At 55.3% G+C, this 20,112-nt stretch carries 13 protein-coding genes; 8 read left to right on the top strand and 5 right to left on the bottom strand.

Annotation, left to right across the window (positions count from 1 at the left end; all coding sequences use genetic code 11):
* Positions 1-12: 12 nt before the first annotated feature.
* The 4 genes from GFR01_RS00725 to GFR01_RS00740 all read left to right on the top strand — a co-directional run bounded on the left by GFR01_RS00725 (position 13) and on the right by GFR01_RS00740 (position 4,405).
* Positions 13-1,698 (top strand): bifunctional protein tyrosine phosphatase family protein/NAD(P)/FAD-dependent oxidoreductase, encoded by a 1,686-nt coding sequence (locus GFR01_RS00725; protein ID WP_099180906.1) that lies wholly within the window; start codon positions 13-15, stop codon positions 1,696-1,698.
* A 15-nt stretch (positions 1,699-1,713) separates the two neighbouring features.
* The gene (locus GFR01_RS00730) at positions 1,714-2,481 is read left to right on the top strand and encodes a sulfite exporter TauE/SafE family protein (protein ID WP_099180907.1); all 768 of its coding nucleotides are present in this window, start codon (positions 1,714-1,716) and stop codon (positions 2,479-2,481) included.
* Positions 2,482-2,821: 340 nt separating this feature from the next.
* Positions 2,822-3,367, top strand: coding sequence for a cupin domain-containing protein (locus GFR01_RS00735; RefSeq protein WP_063904452.1), 546 nt, complete (start codon positions 2,822-2,824; stop codon positions 3,365-3,367).
* Positions 3,368-3,751: 384 nt separating this feature from the next.
* On the top strand, positions 3,752-4,405 hold the full coding sequence (locus tag GFR01_RS00740) for a TetR/AcrR family transcriptional regulator (protein WP_063904451.1): 654 nt from the start codon (positions 3,752-3,754) through the stop codon (positions 4,403-4,405).
* Between the two features lie 27 nt (positions 4,406-4,432).
* Here GFR01_RS00740 and GFR01_RS00745 read toward each other — a convergent pair whose 3' ends face one another.
* Positions 4,433-6,700: a TonB-dependent receptor gene (locus GFR01_RS00745; RefSeq protein ID WP_099180908.1), complete on the bottom strand. Its 2,268-nt coding sequence runs from the start codon at positions 6,698-6,700 to the stop codon at positions 4,433-4,435.
* Positions 6,701-6,880: 180 nt separating this feature from the next.
* On the opposite strand from GFR01_RS00745, the gene GFR01_RS00750 reads away from it, so the two are divergent.
* A complete protein-coding gene (locus GFR01_RS00750) occupies positions 6,881-9,148 on the top strand; it encodes a TonB-dependent receptor (protein WP_063904449.1) in 2,268 nt (755 codons plus the stop codon).
* 73 nt (positions 9,149-9,221) lie between these two features.
* On the opposite strand, the gene GFR01_RS00755 is transcribed toward GFR01_RS00750, so the two are convergent.
* From GFR01_RS00755 to GFR01_RS00770, 4 genes are all read right to left on the bottom strand, one after another.
* Entirely contained in the window at positions 9,222-11,024 is a 1,803-nt protein-coding gene (locus tag GFR01_RS00755) for a putative bifunctional diguanylate cyclase/phosphodiesterase (RefSeq protein ID WP_240283161.1), read from the bottom strand.
* A gap of 205 nt (positions 11,025-11,229) precedes the next feature.
* Positions 11,230-12,735 carry an efflux transporter outer membrane subunit gene (locus GFR01_RS00760; protein ID WP_174694635.1) on the bottom strand — a complete coding sequence of 502 codons (1,506 nt, stop codon included), beginning with the start codon at positions 12,733-12,735 and terminating at the stop codon, positions 11,230-11,232.
* A gap of 8 nt (positions 12,736-12,743) precedes the next feature.
* Complete coding sequence (locus GFR01_RS00765) at positions 12,744-13,820, bottom strand: HlyD family secretion protein (RefSeq protein WP_099180909.1); 1,077 nt, start codon at positions 13,818-13,820, stop codon at positions 12,744-12,746.
* Between the two features lie 18 nt (positions 13,821-13,838).
* Entirely contained in the window at positions 13,839-15,503 is a 1,665-nt protein-coding gene (locus tag GFR01_RS00770) for an MFS transporter (protein WP_099180910.1), read from the bottom strand.
* A gap of 190 nt (positions 15,504-15,693) precedes the next feature.
* Between GFR01_RS00770 and GFR01_RS00775 the strand changes: the two genes are divergently transcribed.
* The 3 genes from GFR01_RS00775 (at position 15,694) to GFR01_RS00785 (ending at position 20,042) form a co-directional block, all read left to right on the top strand.
* The gene (locus GFR01_RS00775) at positions 15,694-16,641 is read left to right on the top strand and encodes a LysR family transcriptional regulator (RefSeq protein ID WP_063904446.1); all 948 of its coding nucleotides are present in this window, start codon (positions 15,694-15,696) and stop codon (positions 16,639-16,641) included.
* Between the two features lie 236 nt (positions 16,642-16,877).
* On the top strand, positions 16,878-19,205 hold the full coding sequence (locus tag GFR01_RS00780; protein ID WP_244902091.1) for a TonB-dependent receptor: 2,328 nt from the start codon (positions 16,878-16,880) through the stop codon (positions 19,203-19,205).
* An 81-nt stretch (positions 19,206-19,286) separates the two neighbouring features.
* The gene (locus GFR01_RS00785; RefSeq protein ID WP_099180911.1) at positions 19,287-20,042 is read left to right on the top strand and encodes a tetratricopeptide repeat protein; all 756 of its coding nucleotides are present in this window, start codon (positions 19,287-19,289) and stop codon (positions 20,040-20,042) included.
* Positions 20,043-20,112: the final 70 nt, after the last annotated feature.

Raw genomic sequence — 20,112 nt, forward strand, 5'->3', positions numbered from 1 at the left:
GGAGAAGTCATCATGCCCACAAACCATATCACGGAACGCTATGCTGTTTCCCCGCAGGTGGCACCGCAGGACGTTGCTGTTCTGAAGAGTGAAGGTTTTCGGAGCATCATTTGCTTCCGGCCGGATGGTGAAGCTCCGGATCAACCTGAAGCCAATCTGGTTGCCGAAGCCGCCAAGGCAGCGGATATGGCGTTTGTCGCCATCCCGGTGAAGGCGGGGACGGTGCCCGATGATTCCCAGATCCAGGCAACGCGCGCAGCACTGGCGTCCCTTCCGGCACCGATCGTCGGATATTGTCGTTCTGGAACCCGCGCAGCACAGATCTGGGCATTGGCAGAAGCCGGGACGCGTCCGGCCAGCGACATTCTTGCTGATGCTGCGCGTGCCGGGATTGATCTGGGTGGTTTGAAGTCCCGCCTTGAAGCTGTGCCCGCACCTTCCATGCCGTCTCGTGAGGGGGCACGTCACTTTCAGGTCCTTGTCATTGGCGGTGGGGCCGGTGGTCTGTCGGTTGCGGCAAGCCTTCTGAAGCGTGACTCGGCTCTTGCGCTAGGGATTGTGGAGCCTTCCGAAGAGCATTTCTATCAACCGGGCTGGACGCTGGTTGGCGGTGGCGTTTTCAAGGCTGCCCAGACCCGCCGGCGTGAGCAGGATCTGATCCCTAAAGGCGCGGTCTGGCTGCGGAATGCTGTCGAAATCTTCCGTCCGGAAGCGCGTGAGGTTGTTCTGAATGATGGGACAATTCTGTCTTATGATGCGCTGATTGTCGCAACCGGCATCTCCCTGAACTGGGACGCTATTCCGGGGCTGACGGAAACGCTGGGCAGGAACGGCGTCACTTCGAATTATCGCTACGATCTGGCGCCCTATACCTGGCAACTGGTGGAGCAACTGAAAGGTGGCAAGGCTATTTTTACTCAGCCGCCAATGCCTATCAAATGTGCAGGTGCGCCGCAGAAGGCGATGTATCTGGCTTGTGATGCCTGGCGTCGTCGGGGTGTGTTGAAGAGCATTTCGGTCGACTTCAATACAGCAACACCTGGCCTGTTTGGAGTGAAGGAATTCGTTCCTGCGTTGATGAACTATGTGCGCGATTACGACATTGCTTTGCATCTCAGTTCAAAATTGGTCGAAGTGAACGGACCTGAGCGGATTGCCGTGTTCGAACGCAAGACAGAGACCGGTGTTGATCGTGTCGAATGTGCGTTTGATATGCTCCATGTCGTGCCGCCGCAGGTCTCCCCGAAGGTCGTGCGTGAAAGCGCGATCGCGGGTTCGGATGGCTTTGTGGAAGTTAACCCGGAGACGTTGCAGCATGTGCGCTATCCGCAGGTTTTCGCTCTTGGTGACGTGATTGGCACGTCCTGCGCCAAGACGGCAGCGGCTGTGCGTGTTCAGGCCCCCGTGGTGGCAACAAACGTTCTGGCGTTTCTGAAGCGCAGGGATCCGGTTTCCGGATATGGGGGATATGGGGCATGCCCGCTGACGGTGGAAAACGGCAAGATCGTTCTGGCCGAGTTTTCTTATGGCGGAAAGCTTGCCCCGACGCTGCCAAAATGGCTGCTGAATGGACAAAAGCCAACCCGTCTGGCCTGGTGGCTCAAGAAATACGTTATGCCTGCCCTTTACTGGAAAGGGATGCTCAAGGGGCATGAACTCTTCGTCGCCCCCGAGCCTTTGAAGCCGGGTAAAAAGTGATCGTCAGACAGAGCAATGCATATCGCGATTGAACTGTTCTGCGGTGTCATCATCGGGTTCACGCTTGGACTGATTGGTGGGGGTGGCTCCATCCTCGCTGTTCCTCTGATGGTCTATGTTGTGGGGGTAAAGAATCCTCATGTTGCCATCGGAACCAGTGCGATGGCGGTGGCCGTCAACGCACTGGCAGGGCTTGTCAGTCATGCGCGGCAGAAAACCGTCAAATGGCGGTGTGCTGCCGTGTTTGCACCTTTTGGTGTTGTCGGGGCGCTGTTTGGCGCTGCTCTGGGCAAGGCTGTGGACGGTCAGAAACTGCTTCTCTGTTTCGCTATCCTGATGATTGTCGTGGGTGTTCTTATGCTCAGGGGGCGCCGAAATCCGGGGATTGCCGGTGCTGCGTGTAACCGCGACAACATGCCAAAAGTCATGGCGAGTGGGCTCGGGACGGGCCTTCTCTCCGGTTTTTTCGGGATTGGAGGAGGGTTCCTGATCGTTCCCTCGTTGGTCGCCTGCACGCGGATGCCCATTCTGAATGCGATTGGGACGTCTCTCGTAGCGGTCGCAGCTTTTGGGGCGAGTACGGCCATAAGTTATATGCTGTCTGGCTATGTAGACTGGGTCATGGGGGCGCTGTTTGTGGTGGGGGGTGTCTTGGGCAGTACCCTTGGAACATCTACCGCACGTCGTCTGGCTGGTGCGGGAAGTACCCTGACGACATTTTTTGCAGGCGTGATTTTCGTCGTTGCGAGCTACATGATCTGGCGGAGCCTCGGCGCCCTCTGACGGTTTCTCTCCCCAAGCCAGACTCTGTTTGCATTGAAAACCTGCGTGATAAGTTTGGATAGGCTTCTTTGGGGGGAGTGTTCGCACCAGAAAGAACGTAATTTCGCCTCTGGGAATTTTCGTTCTTAGTGAATTTAATTAATTTCGATTTGCTTTGGAGTAAGTACTCTATCTTCGCGTCTGATTTTCTCATTTTCGTAAAAACATAACAAAGCGCCTTTTGATAAAGCGGAAACTTCAGTCTTCAGACCAGCATCTCATTGGAGAAAGGGTCTTTTTCCGTGTTCCATTCCTTTACCGTTATGACATACTGCGTGCGCTAGTGACGTAGGGGGAAAGAATGGTGGCGGATGTCGGTCAGAGATTGCGGCTCGTTCGTGTCGCAAGGAATTTGTCCCAGCGGGAACTGGCCAAGCGTACGGGTGTCACCAATTCCACAATTTCCCTGATTGAATCCGGAGATATGAATCCTTCGATCGGTACTTTGAAGCGTGTTTTGGATGGTATCCCCGTCACGCTGGGAGATTTCTTCAGCTTCGAGACAGAAGGACAGGAAAAATATTTTTATCCGGCCGCCGATTTGACAGAAATCGGACAGTCAGGCGTTTCTTTGCGGCAGGTGGGAGGCAATCTGTTCGGCCGTGCGCTCCAGGTTCTGCATGAGCGTTATGAGCCTGCCGCAGATACAGGCGTGGCTTATGCTCATGATGGCGAAGAAGCCGGTGTCATCATTCATGGGCAGGTAGAAGTGACTGTTGAAGATCAGACCCGCATTCTGGGCCCGGGAGATGCGTATTATTTTGACAGCCGCAAGCCCCATCGTTTTCGCTGCATTGGTGAAGAACCTTGTGAACTGATTAGTGCCTGTACGCCTCCGACATTCTGATATGAAGCCGTGCGAAAAGTGTTAAATATTAAAACTTAATACCTACCTTAATATATTTATATTCAAAAAAAGGAATTAATATTTGAAGTATTCATATTTTTAAGGGCGATAATCTAAGAATTTCTCAGTTTATTGAGCGGAGTGCTGCACTAATCTTATTTGATCTGCGATCTGCCCGCTTATTGAGGCGCTGACCCTCACTCAGAATGGGTGGCTTTTGGCGACTGGACCTGTGGAAGAGGGGCCATTTCAGCCGTGGGAAGAGTGCTCACAATTTCATGAGGGGTGTTTTTTCTGAGAAATGCACCAATCTTAACCCTTGTGAAAAGCCTCTCGATTTCGTTAAGGCTAAAGACAAGACCTTTTTCAACAGGGAGGCCGGGTATGTCCCAGTCATCATCTTTAGCGGTAAAGGAAATCTTTCCCCCGCATCTCGGAGATATGAGGGCGGCGCGTTCGCCTGGTAGGCCCATCAATCTGCTGCTGAAAGACACGATTCTGTCAGCGATAGCTACGGTCTTAACCGAAGAAGGCTATCAGGGGCTGACGATCGGCAGGGTCGCGAAAGCGGCGGGTGTTTCCACGGCGACCGTTTACCGACGTTGGCCAACGAAACAGGCCATGTTCTTCGACGCGATCCGTCAGTGGAAGACCAGCCTGACACCGGATATCGACACGGGAAGTTTTCTCGGAGATGTCGATCAGCTTGTTGAAGCGCGTATTCGCTTTCTTGCAACCCCACTTGGGCGGACTTACGGCACCTTGCTGGGCGAAGCAGTCCATAATCCGGAATTCGGAACTGTTCTCCGCGAAGTCAGCATAGAGCCTGCACGGGCACAGATGCATCGCTTTCTGGAGCGCGCAAGACACCGGGGAGAAGATGGGTTCTGCTATCCGGCCGATACGGTTCTGGACATGCTTCTGAGCACTATCCATTTCCGTGCGATGGACACCTTGTGGAACTGCACTCTCGAAACTGACGCGAATATCCGGGACCTGAAGGGTTTAGTCCGGTGTATGATCGGAACCCGCCAGTAAGCGGGTCTCGGCCATGCCAGATAAAGGTTAGAAGTTGCTTGAAATACGGCCGCCAATAAACCGTGGGGTGCCGGGAATATAGAAATACGTTGTCGTCGCCATGCCGCCGCTTTCGAAATACTGGCGGTTCAGGATGTTCGAAGCGTACACCGTGGCTTCCCAGTGCCCCGAGGCGGGGCGCAGGGTCGCGTGCGCGCCAAGCAGGAAATAGGGTGGCAGGCGGTAAAAGCCCGTCCCCCCGACAGCAATGGCCTGACTCCCCCGATACGACCAGTCTGGCCCGATATCGAGGCCCAGCTTGTCTGTCAGGGCCTGACGCCATTCGGCCTGCCCATTGAGGGTGAGTTTGGGCTGCCCATTATCCACCCCTGCAAAGTCGCTGTTAATGGCCTTCCAGACGCCTGTTTTGGCATAATAGGCGTTCGTGGCGGCACGATTGACGTTCGGGAAATCCTGATAATTTCCACGCTGCCAGCCGATGTTCTGTGTGACAAAGATATGCCGGACCGGGTGCATTTCCACCGTGCCTTCAAAACCCCAGCTCTCGGATTTTGGAACATTGGTGATCTCGCTGAGTGGCCCATAATTCGGGATCATCACTGTCCCGACAACCTGCTGTCCGTGGAAATCATTATAGAATGCCGCACCATTCAGGCGGAGCTTTCCTGGGATCGGATCGCTTTTGAAGCCGACCTCATGCGTCAGGACTGTCTCGGGCCCAAACGGATCAAGCTGGGCCTGAATCTGGGTATTATTGGCGCTGAATCCACCGGGTTTGAAGCCCTTGCTCAGCTTGTAATAGACCATCGTACTCGGCAGCATCTGCCATGAGACACCAACCTGCCCGGCGAACTGGGCAGAGGCTGTGCTTTCAGGCTGGAAGATATGCGTCGCACCGCCGAAAATTTCCGATTTCAGCCCTGTCAGCGACCGATCATCGATTTCATGCAAAATCCCGCCAAAGAGCGTGATGTTATGTGGTAGGCGGTAGCTGATATGGCCGAACTCTGACGTGCTTTCCTGATTCATCCCGAAATTGGTGGACATCATGTAGCCGCGCGCCGAGTAGTCCGTGTAATCGAACATGAAGCGCTGTTTCATGCGGCTGCGTTGATAAAATGCGCCAATGACCCATTGCAGACGGCTGGACGGATCGCTGGAAGACAGGCGTAGTTCCTGCGTGAAAGCGTTTGCGCTGATGGTGCGGTATGTGTCGGCCTCAGACGCGGCTGTGCCGTCCTGATCCGTATATTCGCCCTGGCGTTCCGTCTCGAACGCACTGATAGACGTGATTTTGGCAAAGCCGAGATCACGGTCGATATGCAGGTCAAAACCCCAGAACTGGTTGTGCTCGCTGGGTTTGAGGCTGCGGGGACGGCCGATCAGATCGGCAAACTGAGGCCGCAGCGACCATTCCGCCTGCTGTCGTCCCAGTGAGGGCAATCCCTGGGAGCCAATCAGGCGATCGACGGGAACACTGGTAACGACTTCGCTGTTGTCCTGCACAAAATGACCGGACAGCATGATGGTCGTGCGGCTGTCAGGACGCCAGCGGAGCTTGCCACGCAGAGCCCAGGAATCCGCATCACCCAGATGCGCTCCCGTGAGGGGATTAGTCTGCCAGCCGCCGCCCTGTCGGGTTTGACCGGAAAGGCGGAAATCGAGTCCCTTCGCCAAGGGGCCGGACACGTAGGCTTCGCTCCGGCTGCGGGCATAGGACGCGATGTCTTCGCTCGCGCCATAATGCCAGGTGCTCGTTGGGTCGGCTGTCCGAAAACGGACTTCCCCGCCTGTGTCGGACTGTCCATGCATGGTGCCGACCGGGCCCGGTGTGACCGTTGCATCTGCCAGATCGAACATCAGGCCACTGGCCATGGTCGAGAACGCGAAGGGCACGTCATCGAAATAGGTCAGAACAGTTGGAATGTTGTTCTGGGTAAAGTCGTTGAAGCCCACGCCGCGAAGATAGAAATTCGTGGAGGCTGTGCCGTTGATGGACTGAATTGTCAGGTTGGGGGCAACGCGCTCAATGTCCCGCAACGTCACGACGCCGCGCTCGATGAGGCGTTCTGCGGTCAGTCGCGTATCGGCGTCCGGCTGTTTCTGGGCGGACTGAAATGCAAAATCCGTTCTCTTGACGCTGACCTTGATGGTTTCGTCCGCATGAGCCTCAAGAGATTTCGGAGCAGAATGCCGCTGTTCCTTTTTAGGGTGTTGGGCAGGCCGCGTGGCAGCAAGGGCCGATGAGGCACTCAGGAGACTGACGCCCAGAAAAAGAACCCTGCGGAACGACATGGGAAAAGATACTCTTCTGAAAGGAAAGTGCCTGGCAGCGGCGGAATTGTGGCTTTTATATCTCACCGGGAAGCCAGAGCAAACAATCAGGAGGAAAAGGGTCCGCTTCCGCTTGATCTGTTATGATATAACATAATAGAGAATTGGCGCTGAAAATATCTTTCGCCTGTTGAGGACCTCATGCTGCCTTTTGTGTCTGCCCGATCTTTCCTTGTGCTTCTTGGATGCACGACGGCTCTGTGTGGGGCTGCCCACGCTCAGGAAACGACGACAGGAACAACAGGTGCCGATACGGAGACCTCACGTTCCAGTTTCGGCCATTCAGACGATCAGCATGGTACGACCGTGACGGAGACCAGTCGGCAGGGTGAGGACAATATCGTCGTTAATGCCCATCTGGAACGTGCCCGCGATGCGCTACAGTCTTCCACGGGCGCCACGACCTATCATTTCAGCCGTCAGGATATTGAGACCAATCCGGGCGGTGACAATGCACCGCTCACATCCGTTCTGCTTCAGGCTCCGGGCGTCGCGCAGGATAGTTATGGTCAGATCCATATCCGTGGCGATCATAACGAAGTTCAGTTCCGTCTGGATGGTGTGGCCCTGCCGGAAGGCATGAGTGTCTTCGGTCAGGCGCTGATGACCCGTTTCGCACATTCCATGTCCCTGACGACGGGCGCGCTTCCCAGCGAGTACGGATTTCTTCAGGCCGGTGTGATCGATATCAACACCAAGAACGGCTATTCCGATCCCGGTGGCAGCATCTCCATCTACGGTGGCGCGCGCGATTATTTCTTCCCGTCACTTCAATATGGCGGTCACAAAGGGAAATGGGACTGGTTTGCGACGGCTGACTATGTTCACAACCGTGTTGGCATTGAAAATACGACCCCCAGCTTTAATGCGATCCACGATCTGACCAATCAGTATCACTTCCTCGGTCACGCCCGTTACACGGTCGATGAGAACACCCGGATCAGCCTGACGGCTGGTGTGTCCAATGCTGAGTACCAGCTTCCGAACAATCCGGGTCAGCAGCGTCAGTTTGCCAATCCGTCCTATCTTGGAAGCTCTCTGTCCCAGAACCAGTCTGGCACCGGGGATAGTGGAAGCCTGAGTGAGCACCAGAAGGAAATCACGGATTTCGGCATGCTGTCCTTGCAAAAGGACATGGGGCGTCTGAGCTTTCAGACATCTGCCGTTCTGCGTTACAGTTCCCTGCGGTACTCGCCCGATCCGCTGGGCGATCTGGTTTATAACGGCATTGCACAGCGCGCAGCGCGCTCTGTCTTTTCAACCGGAAACCAGACGGATGCGACCTGGCAGGCTGCAAAAGATCACACGGTCCGTTTCGGCTACCAGATCTATGTCGAGCGGAATACGTCCAAGTCTGACTCAACCGTTTATACGCAGACGGGTGAAGATGAGGATGGCAATGCCGTTTATTCTGGCGATACGACCAACATTCATGATGGTTCCGGCCGCACTGGCTGGATGTATGGCCTATACGCTCAGGATGAATGGCGTCCCATCAAGAACCTGACCATCAATTACGGTCTGCGTTTTGATGGTGTGGATGAATACACCCACTCCAAGCAGGTCAGCCCGCGGATCAACATCGTTTACAAGCCCTGGCATGGCGGAACCTTCCACGCGGGCTATTCCCGTTACTTCACGCCGCCGCCGTTCGAACTCGTAACCGGAACGGCCCTGTACAAATATACGGGAACGTCTGCACAGCCTGCGAACTACAAGAACAGCACGGTCAAGGCTGAGCGCGACCATTACTTTGATGCCGGCTTCTCCCAGACGATCCTGCCGGGCTGGCACGCGTCGTTTGATGCCTACGTCAAGCTGGCGAAGAACATGATCGATGAAGGGCAGTTTGGTTCGCCTGTCATTCTGTCTGTGTTCAACTATCGCCGCGGACAGGTGCATGGATACGAGTTCTCAACGGACTACACACGCGGCCCGTTCAGTGTTTACGGCAACTTCTCTTGGTCGCGCGCCATCGGCAAGGATGTTGTGTCGGGTGAGTGGAACTTCGATCCGGACGATCTGTCCTACATCAAGAAGCATTGGGTCCACCTTGATCATGACCAGCGCTGGACGGCGTCCGCGGGCACAAGTTACACGGCGTTTTACAAGACCGGGCATCCGCTGCGCCTGTCTGCAACCATGGTGTACGGAAGTGGGTTGAGAGCCGATGGTGCGACGCCAAATGGCGCGTCGGTGCCGCAGTATGCGACGTTCAACCTGTCTCTGGTTCAGTCCTTCAAGGATCTGTTCCACGTTCCGTTCCTGAAGCAGACGCAGCTTCGTCTGGATGTGACGAACCTGTTCGACAAGACGTATCTTCTGCGTGACGGTAGCGGAATTGGCGTGGGTGCGCCGCAATATGGTCTGCGCCGCACAATCCTGACCGGTATTGATCAGCGGTTCTGAGATTTTGAATAGCAAGAGAGGCAGGCACGGAAGTGCCTGCCTCTCTTTTTAGCTGGCAAGTTGAAAGCGGGAATTACTCCGCCACTTCCATATCCAGTACGAATGGATCGTTTCGTATCCACGGCGGCCCGCCCAGATTCAAAATATGTGGGATTTGTGAAAGCGGGATGGCTTTGGAGAAATGCCACCCCTGAAAGAAATCGCACCCCATCACGGCCAGTGCGTCTGCCTGTTCGGCTGTTTCCACACCTTCAGCGACCACAACTCGACCCATACTATGGACGATATCGATGACGCCCCGAATAATGGCGGTATCTATCCCGCGTTCCGTTACGCCGGCCGTAAACACACGATCTATTTTGACGTGGTCGAAGATAACGGTGCGCAGATGGGTGAGGGATGCAAAACCGGTTCCAAAATCATCCAGAGAGATCTGGATGCCTGCCCGGTGGAGCTTCTGGAGTTCATCGAGGATATGCTGATTATGCATTCCGAAGAGGATCTTTTCCGTGATCTCGATCGTGATTTTATCAGGAGGCACGGAATAACGATGCATTTCACGAAATAGCCGCTCCGTGAAATTATGATCCCGGAAATCATCTGAAGTGACATTGATGGCAATGCGATCGAACGGAATTTTGTGCTTCGTGAGGTGACGGATATCCATCAGGGCCTGGCGTAGAACAAAATCTCCGATGGCAATACTGAGTTCAGCATCTTCAAAGGCTTCGTGGAAATAAAGCGGCCCGAGAAGTCCGCGCTCTGGATGGTCCCATCTGAGCAGGGCTTCAAAGGAAGGGCGGTGTTCCGTATTTCTTGGTAGTACAAGCTGATAGAAAAGCTTGAACTGTTTTTTCTTGAGGCCGATCTGAATGGCTTTCCTCATGCGGGAGCGCCGTTCTGTCTTCTCCTTCATGAAGTGGGCGTACTTCTTGATCCGGTTACGGCCCTCGGCTTTGGCTTCATAAAGCGCCAGATCTGCACAGCGCAGAATTTCGCGTCTCCGACTGTCATTCAGGCGCGAGACCGCGTAACCCAGACTGGCGCTGCAATGATGCGTCAGTCCCCCGCCACGGAAACGGAACCGCATGGTCTCAAGAATTTTCCTGAGCTGGATTTCAAATGTCTGCGGTTCGTCCGACACCAGAATGATGGCGAACTCGTCTCCGCCGATGCGTGCGATGAAACAGTCCGGGGACTGAAAAGTTTTCAGTCTGTTGGCAATGCGCTTGAGAAGTCGGTCACCGGATTCATGACCGGACGTATCGTTGATAGCCTTGAAGGTATCGATATCTAGAAGGCACAGGCAGACATACCGGTTGTCAGGATGTTCGCGGGTAAAAAGATCTTTGAGATACTGCGAGAATGAGGTGCGGTTGGAAATATTGGTCAGGAAATCCGTATTAACAGCGACCTGCAGTTTGACCTTGTTCGCAGTCAGGCGCTGCTCTGCATGTTTGCGGGCAGTGATGTCGAAGCGGATGGCAACGTAGTTTGTTACTTTCCCGTTCGAGGCGCAGCGCGGAACAATAGTTGTGTCGACCCAGTAAAGCTGGCCATTTTTACGTCGGTTGCAGATTTCTCCGTGCCAGACGTCGCCCTGTGCAATCGTCCTGTACATTTTCTGGAAAAAATTCGAATCGTGGATACCCGAATGGAGCATTCGGTGATCCTGTCCAATCAGTTCTTCACGCGGATAGCCGCTGATTTCCACAAATTTATCGTTGGCTGAAAGTATACGTCCACGTGTATCTGTGACTGCAACAATAGCTGAGCAGTCGAGGGCATGAAGAACGAAAGAATCATGTGCGCTTTCAGACCAGGCCTGTAGTGATTCGATGTAAGTTCCAAAATCCTGTTCTTGAGAGCGTATCACAAAGTCTGTCCCGCTAGTCATAAGATGTGAGTGTTGCGAGAAAAACACTAACAAAATGCTAAAAAATAAGTCCTTCCAGTGCTGTCTCTATGAAAAGACAATATAGTAAGAACTGTTTCTTAACAGACGGGCATCTTTAAAGCAGAACAGTTTCAAATGCCAGAAACAGATCCACAGGATCTGTTTCTGGCACTGAAAAAATGGCTTAGAGTGTTCCTTCCCAGCCGCCTCCCAGAGCGCGATACAGATGGGCCATCGAAACTGATACGCCTGCCCGGGCTTCAGACAGGGCGCTTTTTGTGGTGAGAAGTGCGCTCTGTGCCGTCAGGACATTCAGGAAATCTCCTGCACCTTGACTGTACTGAAGCTGGGCAATGTGAACGGCTGTTTCATTCTCGGTGACGCTTTCTTCCAGTCGCTTCTGACGCTCCTGAGCGGTGCTCAGATCTGTCATGGCATCGTCGATTTCTTCCCAGGCATGCAGAATTGTTTTCTGCAGCGCGATAGCAGCTTCTTTTTGCTGGGCTTTGCGAAGATGAAGCTGGCCAGTAAGGCGACCACCCTCGAAAAGGGGCAATGTCATGGTCGGGCCAAAGCCATACTGACGCGATGCCCAGGACCCCAGCCCGCTGAACTGGAGCGCCTGAATATCGAGGCTGCCGGAGAGGGTGATGCGCGGATAAAAGTCTGCAATGGCAACGCCGATGCTGGCCGTCGCCGCATGGAGGCGTTCCTGTGCTGCACGGATATCCGGGCGGCGATCCGCTAACTGCGAGGGTAGGCCGGTCGGGATGGTTGTGGGTACGGGCGGAATGACGCCGGGCTTGCCGAGTATACTGGCTAGAGCGCCGGGTTCGCGGGCAACAAGGAAACTTAGGGCATTGATGAGATGCACTTCCTGACTTTTCAAAACAGGAAGACGGGCCTCGAAACTATGCATCTGTCCGCGGGAATAGGCGACATCAAGTTTGGTCGCTGTTCCCTGAGTAAAACGCAGATTTGTCAGATCGACGCTATGACGTGCGATCTCGATACTCTGCTGCGTGATGGCGATCTGGGCCTGTATATTCCTTAAGGCGATATAATTCTGGGCAGTTTCCGCCATCAGGGAAACAAGCACATTGCGCTGCATGTCTTCGGTGGCGTGCATGGCTGCCGTGGCAGCTTCAACCTGCCGGCGAACATGTCCCCAGAAATCAACCTCCCAGGATGCGCTCAGCCCATATTGCGGAAGATTGAACGATGGATTGCCCTTGGCGCCATCGGCTGCAGCAGGCCCGAACCCTTGTGCGCCACTGGCGACATCACCGGGGCTCGCCTGTTCTGTCGTTCCGAGAAGGCCAAGGATACCGTTGGTGCTGGCACGCTCGCGCGCATAGGACGCGGCCCCATCCAGTCGGGGCATCTGTGCCGCACTGGCAATGCGGCGCTCCGCCTGACTTTCAGCAAGGTTCAGGGCGGCCGTCCGCAGATCCAGATTGCTGCGGACCACTTCTGCTTCAAGCTGCGTCAGCACAGGGTCGTTGTAGAGCTGCCACCATTGTGGATCGAGTGCGGCTTCGGTGGGGTGGTCTGTCGCTGGGGCAACACTCTCATGATAGTGCGCGGGCGAAGTGTCAGTCGGCTTATGATAGTCCGGTCCAACGGTGCAGGCGCTCAGAGCTGTGATGGACAAAAGAGCGGCTATTCGCGGCGATAGGAAAAGGCGCATGGACTGTCTCACTGCCAGGCGTAACGGTTGTCGCGGGCATGTGGTCCTTCCGGCTGTGAGGCCGTATCCACTTCCGCTTCAACAGACATGCCGACGCGAACCTTGCCCGCCAGAGGCTGCCCGGCATCGAACGTCAGTTTGACGGGTACACGCTGGACGACTTTCGTGAAGTTGCCAGTTGCATTGTCCGGCTGGATCGCAGCGAAGGCGACGCCGGTCGCTGGGGCCAGACTGTCCACATGGGCATGGAGCGGATGGCCGGGGAAGGTATCAACCCAGATGGTGGCCCGCTGGCCTGTCTGCATCTTGGTGAGCTGGGTTTCCTGAAAATTGGCCAGCACATACGCTTTCTGAACGGGCACCACAGCCAGCAGACCTGAGCCCGGGTGAACATACGCGCCGATACGAACACCACGCTCACCGACAATGCCGTCCACCGGGGCGGGAATGGTGCAATAGGACAGGTTCAGCTCGGCCTGATGTTCGGCGCTTTGTGCTTTGAGCAGAGCGCCCTGCGCACGCTGGATCTGTGCCTGAAGAACCGGGATCTGCTGTTGGGCACTGTCAACGCCAGCCTTGTCACGGGCGAGGGCTGCCATGACTTCCCGCAGATGGGCATCGGCACCCTGCTGTTGCTCGAGCGTGCTGGCACCTCCAGCGGAAAGATTATGGTAGCGGGTGGCGTTCTGCTGGGCGAAGGCCAGACTGGCTTCATCGGCTTTAACAGTATCCGAAGCGGCGGCAATCAGGCTGTCCTGACGGGCCAACATGGCCTGAAGGTTGTTCACATCGCCTTCTGCTGCTGCCACGTCACCCGTGGCGGCGGCAAGGGTCGCGCGATAATCGTCGTCTTCGATATGGGCGAGTTCTTCGCCCGCGTGAACGTTTTCATTGTCTTCCGCGAGTACGCGGTCGATCCGTCCAGCAACCTTGGGGGCAACGGTCGTGAAGTCAGCCGTGACATACGCGTCATTGGTTTTCTGATGAACGCCGTCACCCACGAAGAAACGATCGGCACTCCAGGCCAGTCCGGTCAGAACCACGACTGCACAGCCGGCGAGAAGAAGAGGCTTTCCATAAATCATGTCTGAGAGATCCGGATCTTAATGTGCGGGGGCGGAACGGGGAGCCGCCGGAACAGGAGTGGAAACAGGAACGGGAGCCGACTTGGGGGCCGGGCCTTTGCCGGGCGGATAGACGCGTTTCGGCAGGATGATGGCTAGAACGACATAGGCGGCGCACACCACCGCAACGACGAGGTAGATATCCGCCAGAGCGAGCACGACAGACTGCTCGTGCAGGTAGTCATGGAAGATTTCCAACGCATTGCGGGAAACGTGCGCCGTATCCGGGGACGTATTCTGGATCGCGTTTTCGATCGGGTTTCCCATGCCGGACAGGGACGTCGCATTGTTGCCGGAACGGTCCAGAAGCATGTTGGAATGATACTGCTCGCGCCGCCGAAGCAGGACTTCGAACAGGGCCGCAGCCACGGCGTTGGCCATCCCTTTGAGCATGTTCACCATACCGGAAATGAACGGGCCGTCCGCCGGGCCAAGGGACATGGTTGCCAGCATCAGAACGGGAATGACCACCATGGGCTGCCCCACGATTTGGAGGCCCTGCAGAAGATAGAAATTATCCCGCACCCAGTCAGGTGTGAGCCAGGTTCCGAGAAACGCAGCCAGCCCGAGGCAACTCATGCCAATACCGAGCAGATAGCGGCAGTCCACCGAGCGCATGTTGCAGAGGGCCGCCGTCAGCGGAAGCATGATGAGCTGTGGCAGAGCCACCATCAGTGCGATAGGAGCTGTCTGGGACGGACGGTATCCGCGAACTTCCGCCAGATAGGTGGACGGAATTTCCATCATCAGACCGCAGATGACTAGAACACCCACAAGGGTGAGCATGGCCATCGCGATGTTACGGTTCTTCCAGTACTGAAGTCGGAAGAACGGACTGTGATGGTGCCACTCGTGGAACAGGAAGCCTACAAACAGTGCGCCGCCCCAGAACGTCAGATGGGAAATGATCGGAGAGCGGAACCAGTCCAGCCGGTCGCCCTGATAAAGAACTGTGACCACGCACAGAATGGACGGCACACCAATGAAGAAGCCGCGCCAGTTGAACTTCATGAACCGTTCGAGATGCACTGGGTCCTTTGGGAGACCATAGGCCATCATGGCAATGGCAATCGCACTGAGGGGAATGACCTCCCAATACAGCCAGTGCCAGCCGAAATGCTCGAACCACAGAGCTTCCAGCGGACCACCAAGATTGGGGCCAAATGTTGCGCTCATGGCGTATCCACCCACACCAAACACCTTGATGGGCGGTGGCAGATATTTGAGCATCACGGTCATGAGGACGGGGGGCAGACATCCTGCGCTCAGGCCTTGTGCCGCCCGCAGGAAGCATAAGGAAATCATGTCTGGCATGAAGGGTAGCGGGATGGCCAGAAGAGCCAGAACTGCCGTCATGAAGATTGAGAACCGATAGATCGAGAACGTCATGTAGAACCATGGCGTAAAGGCCATGGCGGCAATGTTGAACGCTTCGTAGGTCGAGATGAACCACGTGCCTTCATCATGGCCGATATGCATGGCACCGCGGATGTCTGACAGGCCGATTTCGGTGATGTGTTCGTTGAACCCCGCAACGTGCACGGCAAGCAACATACCAAGACATCCGATCAGGGTGCGCATCCCGAAAGGGGGCATGTAGGACGGTTGCGCGGGGGGCGCTGCGGTTTGTGAAGGTGATGCCATCAGCTGCTCTCTTGGTGTCTGAGCGCATCTATCGAGGCAGGACGGGGGCAGAAAACCCTCACTTCGGATAAGTGAGGATTCCACTTTTCGGAAGACTGATCGAGAAGCCTTTCATTTCTGTATGTTGGACCGCACTATTCCTGTTTATGCTCACGGGAACGGTGAGCCTTAAATGCAGGAAGGATGTTCCATGTCAGACAAGCAGCCTCTCGGACGCCGTTATGACCTGGATCTCCTGCGTTATCTTCAGGTGCTGGTGGAGGAGCAAAGCGTTTCCCTTGCTGCCCGCCGTCTCAAGGTGAGTGAACCGGCTATGAGCCGGCATCTCGCGCGTTTGCGGACCGTGTTCGGGGATCCGATCCTTGTCATGTCTGGGCGGCGCATGGTGGCGACAGCCTTTGCCAACCGTATCCGGGATCGTGTGCAGACGCTCGTGCGGGAGGCGGATGACCTTCTCAATGATGGGGCTACGTTGAACCTGAAAGCCATGTCCCCAAAGTTCACTATCCGGGCAAATGATATTGTGGTGGGAGCATTCGGGCGCCCCATTCTTCAGGCGCTACAAAACGAGTGTCCTGACTGCCGCATTGTGTTCTCACCGGAATCGGAGGGGACGGCCAGCGAAGCTCTGCGCGGCAACAAGATTGATCTTTATATTGGCGCGACGGACGAACTGAGCCCGGAAATTATGCGTCAGACCCTGTTCGAGACATCGTTTAGCGCGCTGGTTCGGAAAGGGCATCCTATTCTGAAGGGTAAGATAACGCCTCAGTCTCTGGTCGCATACGACCATGTGAGCGTGTCCAGAAAAGGCCGGTCAAATGGACCGATTGATGCGATTCTGAAGGAACGTTACGGGCTCTCCCGCCGGATTGCGATGGTTGTGCCTACATACCATTCCCTGATCGCAGCCATTGGCGAGACTGATCTCATTCTGCCATTACCCAGAACGGTCATTGAGCGTTTCCCTCTTGAACGTATGGGTTTGGACAGTTTTGAGTTTCCGTTCGAACTGCCACCCGTACGGCCATTTCAGGCCTGGCATCCGCGTGTTGACACGGACCAGTTGCACCGCTGGTTGCGTGAGACCGTGCATCATGCGGTCCGGCAGGAACTGTGGCGAATTCGCACTGTATGAAATGCTTTTAAAAAATATTTTTACATTCATATTGAGAATCATTTGCATTCGCACTCGTTCTGAGGAAGATAGCGCCAGTTTCGGCATGCAGATGTAACGTGCATGGCCTTGGAGGAATGTATTTCCTGAATACGCTGTCTGCCTGAATGCGGCGATGGCGGCGGGACTGTTCCGGGTGATCAAGGCTGGCGATTGTTTCGTCTGGGTGCTGTCGGCCAATCAGTTCAGGTGGTTTCATGCCTTCGAAAAACGAACATCTCAGCCCGCGATCTCTGACAGACGGCCCGGTTTGTACCGAGGCAGGACAGTCTTCCGCAGCAAAATGGCAGAAACTGGCTCTTCTGGCTCTGGGAGCCGGGCTGGGTGTAACGGAAGCCGGAGAAGCAGAAGCTCAGGATGCCGGAACTGCGAACGATGCCGCCTCCGTCAGTCTTCCTGCGGTCAAGGTTCATGGACAAACCGATACTGCCCCCCCTGAGCCTACCAATACGAACAACACGACACTGGATATTGGGCGTATGCCTGATACCGTGCGGGAAACGCCCCAGATTATCAGTGTCGTTCCCAAGACCCTGATTGAGCAGCAGCGTCTGTTTACCCTGGATCAGGCGCTGGCCAATGTTCCGGGCATCACGATGTCCACCGGTGAAGGCAATGGCGGTCTGAACGGCGACCAGTTCCGTATTCGTGGTCAGCAGGCGCGTGGGGACATTTACGAAGATGGTCTGCGGGATTTTGGCACGTATGTGCGTGACACGTTCAACACTGAAAGCGTTGAAGTCGTCAAAGGCCCAAGTGGCGAATATTTCGGTGCCGGCAACGTTGGTGGTGTGATCAACCAGACGCTGAAGAAAGCTCATCTGGGAAATCATTACGCGTTCGATCAGTCCATCGGTAGTGGAATGCAGTATCGCGGAACAGGGGACGTTAACTACCAGCTTGGCAAGCATACAGCCCTTCGCGTGAACGGCATGTACAACAAGCAGGACGTTGCGGACCGGAATAACGTCCGTTCTGATCGCTATGGTGTGGCGGCAGATATCGGTTTTGGTCTGGGAACGAAAACCACTTATCACCTGAATTACCAGTGGCTCGGCAGCCGTGGAACGCCGGATTATGGCGTGCCTATGATCCTGATTGGTAATACATATTCGCCCATAACCGAGCATGGACTGAACCGGAATACGACTTATACGCGCAGCTTTGACCGGGATAATTCCAATATCCACATGGTCACGTCGAAGTTCGCGAGTGAAATTGCAAAGTGGCTGACGCTGAGCAACGATACCCGTTTCAGCCATTATCATCGTGATTATGCTGCGACCAATCCCAACGCCTGTTCCGGCACCTGCGCGTCAAGTTTCCTTGCCGGTGGAAATCCCTCTCTGGCTTATGGCGCTGGCGGTGGGGCTGCCTACCAGCAGGATGGCTGGGGCATCCAGAACGTCATGATGACGCGTTCGAAATTCGATACCTGGTTCCTGAAGCATGACCTGCGGGCTGGTGTGGATATCAACTACACCAAAGACGACCGGGTTATGGGCACATATGTGAACCGAACGAACAATCAGACCATCCGCAATCCGTATTACTCCTCGCCGGGCACATATATCACCTGGCCGTCCAGCGGGCACCGGACTGCAGACTTCCGGGATCTGGGTCTTTTTCTGGCTGACAAGATCCACCTGACCAAGAAACTGTCCATCTTCGGAACATTCCGATGGGATAGCTATAAGAGCACTTACTGGAGCGCGGCCGCCGCTTCTTCCGGCACGCAGGCCCAGAGTTCCAACAGGTTCAGCCCGTCTGCCAGCATCATGTATGACGTCACCAAGGATGCGACCGTCTATTTCACATTTGCCCGCTCTTACAAGCCAGTGGGAACGGATGTATCTTCCCAGATTACCAACCAGGCCAGTGTGGGAGACGTTGCGGTCAATGGACGTGACCTCAAGCCGCAGCGTAGTGATCTGTTTGAAGTTGGAAGCAAGCTCGATTTCTTCAACAAGCGCCTTGGCGTGACCGCCGCGCTGTTCCAGATCAATCAGAACAATTCCTACACCTATGATGATGACGGCAACATCGTTACTGGCTTCCAGGATGCGGGAACGGGTAGGCGTATCCGCGGTGCGGAACTGAGCGCGACAGGCAAGATCACCCAGAATTGGGATATATACGCCACATACGCCTATATGGGCGGCAAGGTGACGAATAGTGCCACCCTGTATGGTAATCAGGCGCCTCAGCTTCCACACAACACGTTCTCGGTGTGGAGCACCTACAACCTGTCGCATCTGGTCCTGCGACCCAGCCAGGGTACGCTGAAGGTTGGCGGTGGCGCCCAGTACAGCTCCGGGTACTGGTCCAACGAAGCCAATACGGCGCGTATGCCTTACAACTTCTCGCTGAACGGTATCGTGTCCTACGACTACGGTCGGTACCATGTGCAGTTCAACGCCAACAACCTGACCAACCATCTGAATTATGGTTCGGCTTTCAATACGGGGCGCGCGGTTCCGCTTTCGGGACGGACGTTCATGGGAAGCTTTGGCCTCAATTTCTGAGACCTGATGCAGGAAGAATAATTTTCAGCCCTTCCGGTCAGATGGCCGGGAGGGTTTTCTGGTAAGTATCGGTGGAAAAACATGGTTTCGCGCGGGCAGTCAGACGATCCTGTTCCTGAGCACGACAAGTCAGATACGGCCTGTCCTCCACAGGTGCAGGCTCAGCTTCTGCTGGGTCAAATGCATGTGGACAGAGGCTGGTTCGTGGACGCCTTCCCATATTTCGAAGCAGCTGCACGGAGTGGCCATCCGGTTGCTGTGAACATGCTCGGCCGTGCTTATGAGCGCGGTTGGGGCGTACCTCGTAATCCTGCTCAGGCTGCATCGTGTTTCGAAACAGCGGCAGCGGCGGGAGAGGGATGGGCCATGTTCAATTTGGCTGACCTCCTCTTGTTGGGAGATGGCGTTCCAAAGGACCGTGCTCGGGCATATTGGCTCTATGTATCTTCTGCTGCAAAAGGAAATGCGAAAGCCCTGAATATGCTTGGGTTGTTGCACGAAGAGGGTGTGAGTGGATCGCCTGATCCGGAAGGCGCGAAAGTCTTCTTTCAGGCTGCAGCTGAAGGGGGCGACTGCTGGGCAGAGCTGAATCTTGCACGCCTTGCGTTGGCACAGCAGGATGTCACGGTTGCGGTGTCGTGTTTCCAGAGGGCTTTGAAATCCGGTTTCCCGGATGTTTGCAGGGCAATTATCGACCTGATTGGGGTTTGTGAAAATCCTGCTCTGCATACCGTGAAAGCACAGGCCACCCGTCAGCTTGCCGGGCAAGAACAGCCCCGGATTGTCTCCACAACATTGGAGCGACTTTCGTCTGGCGAGAGATTATGCGCGGAGTAGCAACGTCTGTGTCGGATTTACAAATTCATACACTTCTGTCGCAGCGCGTGACCGGGAAGCAATGTCATAT

Origin of the sequence: Gluconobacter frateurii, from assembly GCF_002723955.1 — a bacterium.
Lineage (GTDB): Bacteria > Pseudomonadota > Alphaproteobacteria > Acetobacterales > Acetobacteraceae > Gluconobacter > Gluconobacter frateurii.

Bases quoted from the DNA above. Each gene is read 5' to 3' on its own strand.
- GFR01_RS00785 (WP_099180911.1), top strand. From the start codon at position 19,287: ATGGTTTCGCGCGGGCAGTCAGACGATCCTGTTCCTGAGCACGACAAG.
- GFR01_RS00725 (WP_099180906.1), top strand. From the start codon at position 13: ATGCCCACAAACCATATCACGGAACGCTATGCTGTTTCCCCGCAGGTG.
- GFR01_RS00750 (WP_063904449.1), top strand. From the start codon at position 6,881: ATGCTGCCTTTTGTGTCTGCCCGATCTTTCCTTGTGCTTCTTGGATGC.
- GFR01_RS00760 (WP_174694635.1), bottom strand. From the start codon at position 12,735: ATGCGCCTTTTCCTATCGCCGCGAATAGCCGCTCTTTTGTCCATCACA.
- GFR01_RS00735 (WP_063904452.1), top strand. From the start codon at position 2,822: ATGGTGGCGGATGTCGGTCAGAGATTGCGGCTCGTTCGTGTCGCAAGG.
- GFR01_RS00770 (WP_099180910.1), bottom strand. From the start codon at position 15,503: ATGGCATCACCTTCACAAACCGCAGCGCCCCCCGCGCAACCGTCCTAC.
- GFR01_RS00730 (WP_099180907.1), top strand. From the start codon at position 1,714: ATGCATATCGCGATTGAACTGTTCTGCGGTGTCATCATCGGGTTCACG.
- GFR01_RS00740 (WP_063904451.1), top strand. From the start codon at position 3,752: ATGTCCCAGTCATCATCTTTAGCGGTAAAGGAAATCTTTCCCCCGCAT.
- GFR01_RS00775 (WP_063904446.1), top strand. From the start codon at position 15,694: ATGTCAGACAAGCAGCCTCTCGGACGCCGTTATGACCTGGATCTCCTG.
- GFR01_RS00745 (WP_099180908.1), bottom strand. From the start codon at position 6,700: ATGTCGTTCCGCAGGGTTCTTTTTCTGGGCGTCAGTCTCCTGAGTGCC.
- GFR01_RS00765 (WP_099180909.1), bottom strand. From the start codon at position 13,820: ATGATTTATGGAAAGCCTCTTCTTCTCGCCGGCTGTGCAGTCGTGGTT.
- GFR01_RS00780 (WP_244902091.1), top strand. From the start codon at position 16,878: ATGCCTTCGAAAAACGAACATCTCAGCCCGCGATCTCTGACAGACGGC.